This window comes from Actinomadura sp. NPDC049753 (assembly GCF_040674655.1).
GTDB lineage: Bacteria > Actinomycetota > Actinomycetes > Streptosporangiales > Streptosporangiaceae > Spirillospora > Spirillospora verrucosospora.
On the sequence record NZ_JBFARL010000387.1, the window covers coordinates 1 to 3,166 of the forward strand.

The 3,166-nt window shown below is 74.0% G+C and carries 3 protein-coding genes; 2 read left to right on the forward strand and 1 reads right to left on the reverse strand.

The annotated features are described in order from the left end of the window. The first annotated feature begins 267 nt into the window (after positions 1-267). The gene (locus AB0K37_RS41305) at positions 268-840 is read left to right on the forward strand and encodes a hypothetical protein (protein ID WP_345176309.1); all 573 of its coding nucleotides are present in this window, start codon (positions 268-270) and stop codon (positions 838-840) included. Between the two features lie 28 nt (positions 841-868). Here AB0K37_RS41305 and AB0K37_RS41310 read toward each other — a convergent pair whose 3' ends face one another. Then, the gene (locus AB0K37_RS41310; protein ID WP_363991461.1) at positions 869-2,443 is read right to left on the reverse strand and encodes a Na+/H+ antiporter; all 1,575 of its coding nucleotides are present in this window, start codon (positions 2,441-2,443) and stop codon (positions 869-871) included. 221 nt (positions 2,444-2,664) lie between these two features. On the opposite strand from AB0K37_RS41310, the gene AB0K37_RS41315 reads away from it, so the two are divergent. After that, positions 2,665-3,108 carry an ABATE domain-containing protein gene (locus AB0K37_RS41315; RefSeq protein WP_363991464.1) on the forward strand — a complete coding sequence of 148 codons (444 nt, stop codon included), beginning with the start codon at positions 2,665-2,667 and terminating at the stop codon, positions 3,106-3,108. The last annotated feature ends 58 nt before the right edge of the window (positions 3,109-3,166 follow it).

Here is a 3,166-nt window from a genome sequence, read left to right on the forward strand (position 1 = left end):
CGCGGGCCGCCCGGTCGCCGGGCGGCCCGCGGACCGCTGCGTGAGGCCCCGGGCGCGCACCGTCACGGCACCGCGACGGGGCGGGAGAAGGATCAGCGCCCGGCCCGACCGGCGCGTATAAGCGTGGTGTAAGGTCCAACGACGCACGGGGCGAACGTCGCGAATCGACCAGCGACAGACCATCGGGGGTCCTGTCCGCCCCGCCCGTGGTAAACCCAGGACGAGCGCGAAGTCACGCGGTGATGGAAGAAGGCGAGGGGGCCCGCCATGAGGCATGCACGGGACGGGGCTGCCGCGGCGATGAGCGCCGCTTCCAGGATTCTGGTCGCGCGGGGCAAGAACGAGCCCCAGGAGATGGAGAACCCCGACGTCGCCTGGGGACAGCGCGCCCGTGACGGAGTGTGGGTGCCGACCAGGGACGGGCAGCGGATCCACCTCGGGATCGACGTCGCGGCGGCCGACACCGTCGCCCAGGTGCTGCGCCCGAGCCTGCGGGTGTTCGTCGGAGTGGACGTCGACACCGACATCGTCGCGCAGACGACGGCCGGCGGGGTGCGCCTGCTCACGGTGATCCACGGTCCCGACGCGCCCACGGAGTTCCGGTTCGCGATCTCCCTCGCCGACGGGCTCGCGCTGGAGTCGATGCCGTCCGGCGGCTACGACGTCGTGCACCTGCGGTACGGCGCCACGGTGGGGCGGCTCTACAACCCGTGGGCGAGCGACTCGATGTTCCGCCAGGTGAAGGCGGACTACGCCCTCGACGGCTCGGCCGTCACGATGCGCATCCAGCACACCGACGCCTACTACCCCGTCGTCGCCGACCCCCACTACGAGCGCTGACGCCCCGGCCGCAGCGGCGGGGCCGGGTTCAGGAGGGCGGCCTCCTCACCGCCACGGGGTCCTCGAAGTCGAGCTCCCGCCCGATCTCGCGGAGCGTCTCGGCGCCGATCCTGCCCTTGCGGTAGAGCACCTGGAGCCTGGCGCGCTGCGCCATGACCAGCTCGGTGCGGACGCGGCGGCTGTCCGGCGGACGGGGCCCCTCCGCGCCCTCCCGGTCCAGGAAGTAGCGGACGCGTTCGAGCCGCAGTTCGAGCATCTGCCGGAAGGCCTCGGCCGTCCGGTCGTCGACCTCGTCCTCCTCGGCGAGCTCGTCCAGCCGCGCCAGGGCCGCCTGGAGCCCCGCCTTGCGGGCGAGCATCGACTCCGTGCGCCGCCGTTCCGGCTCGATCAGCCCGAGCCGGCGCAGCAGGAGCGGCAGGAGCGGCGCCTGCCCGACCAGCGTGACCAGCACGACGAGCGCGGCGAGCAGGACCAGCAGCCCGCGCTCGCCGCCCAGGCCGATGGGCAGCGACAGCGCGATGGCCAGTGAGATCGCGCCGCGCATGCCGCCGAGGCCGATGACGAGCCGCTCCCGCAGGCCGAGGTCCGCCCGGCTGCGCCGGCCGCCGGGCACCAGCCGGGCGAGCGGCCCGTTGCCGAGCTGCCAGAGCAGCCGGACGCCGATGGCCACGGCCGACACCGCGAGCGCGACCGCCACCACCGTCCCCCAGGTCCGGCCGCCCGGGGCGCGCACGATCTCCCGGATCTCCAGGCCGAGCAGGACGAACAGCGCCGACTCCAGCAGGAAGGTGAGGATCCGCCAGAAGGTGGTGCCGGCGAGCCGCGAGGCGGGCTGCAGGAAACCCTCCCCGTGCGTGCCGATGGAGAACCCCGCGACGACCGTCGCGAGCACCCCGGACGCGCCGAACCGGTCCGCGGGGACGAACGCGACGTAGGGCGTGACGAGGGAGACGATGATCTGGCTGACCGGATCGCTGATCCAGCGCCGGATCCGGCGGACGACGATGCCGACGACCAGCCCGTAGGCCACGCCGCCGAGCACGATCTGGGCCACCCGGGCCGCACCGTGCGCCACGGTGAAGTCGGTGCCGAGCGCCTCGACCGCCAGCCCGAAGATCGTCAGCGCGGCGCCGTCGTTGATCAGGCTCTCGCCCTCCAGGATGGTGACCATCCGCGGCGGCGCGCCCAGCCGCTGCATCACCGCCGTCGCCGCCACCGGGTCGGTGGGCGACACCGCGGCCCCGAACGCGAGCGCGGCGGTCCAGCCGACGTCCGGCAGCAGGACGTGCAGCGTCGCGGCCACCGCGACGGTCGTGACGGTGGTCAGGCCGAAGGCCAGGGCGAAGATGGGCACGGCATCGGCGCGGGCCTCGCGCGGGGCGGTGAAGAACGCCGCGTGGTAGAGCAGCGGCGGCAGGAACCCGAGCAGCACCACCTCGGGCGGGACGACGACCGCGGGCAGCGCCGGCACGAACCCGGCCGCCAGGCCGAGCAGGACGAGCACGATGGCGTCCGGCGCGCGCAGCCGCCCGGCCAGCCCGCGGGCCAGCAGGACCACGACGGCGACGGCCAGGAAGACGATGAAGAGCCGGTCCTCCTCCACGGCGATGGTCCTTGCCGGAAAGCGGCGGCGTAGTCGCTGGGGCGAGCCACGGGATGGAACGTTCCGTTCGGCTGCCGGCGCCGTGGGCGCCAGCGTGTCCTGGCGGGGTGGGCGCCGACGTGCGCCGTTCCCGTCATATGGTGGGAGCCACGGGCCGCGTTCCGGCCCCGGCGACGACGCCGGGCGCCCGACCGCCCGGGTCCCCCGAGACTGGAGTCATCGTGATCTTCACTCATGACACCGAGCACGCGCTCGCCGTCGTCGTCGACCTGATCAACACGAGCGCGGCGGCGTCCGGTGCGGAGGAGCTCGGCGGGCTGCCCGGCCTGCGGGAGTTCGTGGACCGCAACGCCTTCAGCGACGTGGGCGAGCTCACCGCCGCCGACCTGGCCCGCGTGCTGGAGCTGCGCGGCCGCTTCCACGCGGTGTTCCGCTCCGGGGACGTCCCCTCCGCCGTCCGGCGGATCAACGAGATCGTCGGCGAGGTCCGCACCACGCCGCACCTGACCGACCACGACGGCTACCACTGGCACGTGCACTTCTTCGCGCCGGGCGCGCCTCTCGGCGAGCACCTGGCCGCCGACTGCGGCATGGCGCTGGCCTACGTGGTCGCGGCGGGCGAACTGGAGATGGTGCCCTTGAGGTCGAGCGCGCCGTGCTCGTAGAAGCGCGAGTCCTCGATGTCGATCATGGCCTGCCGCATGATGGGGGCGACCTGGTCGA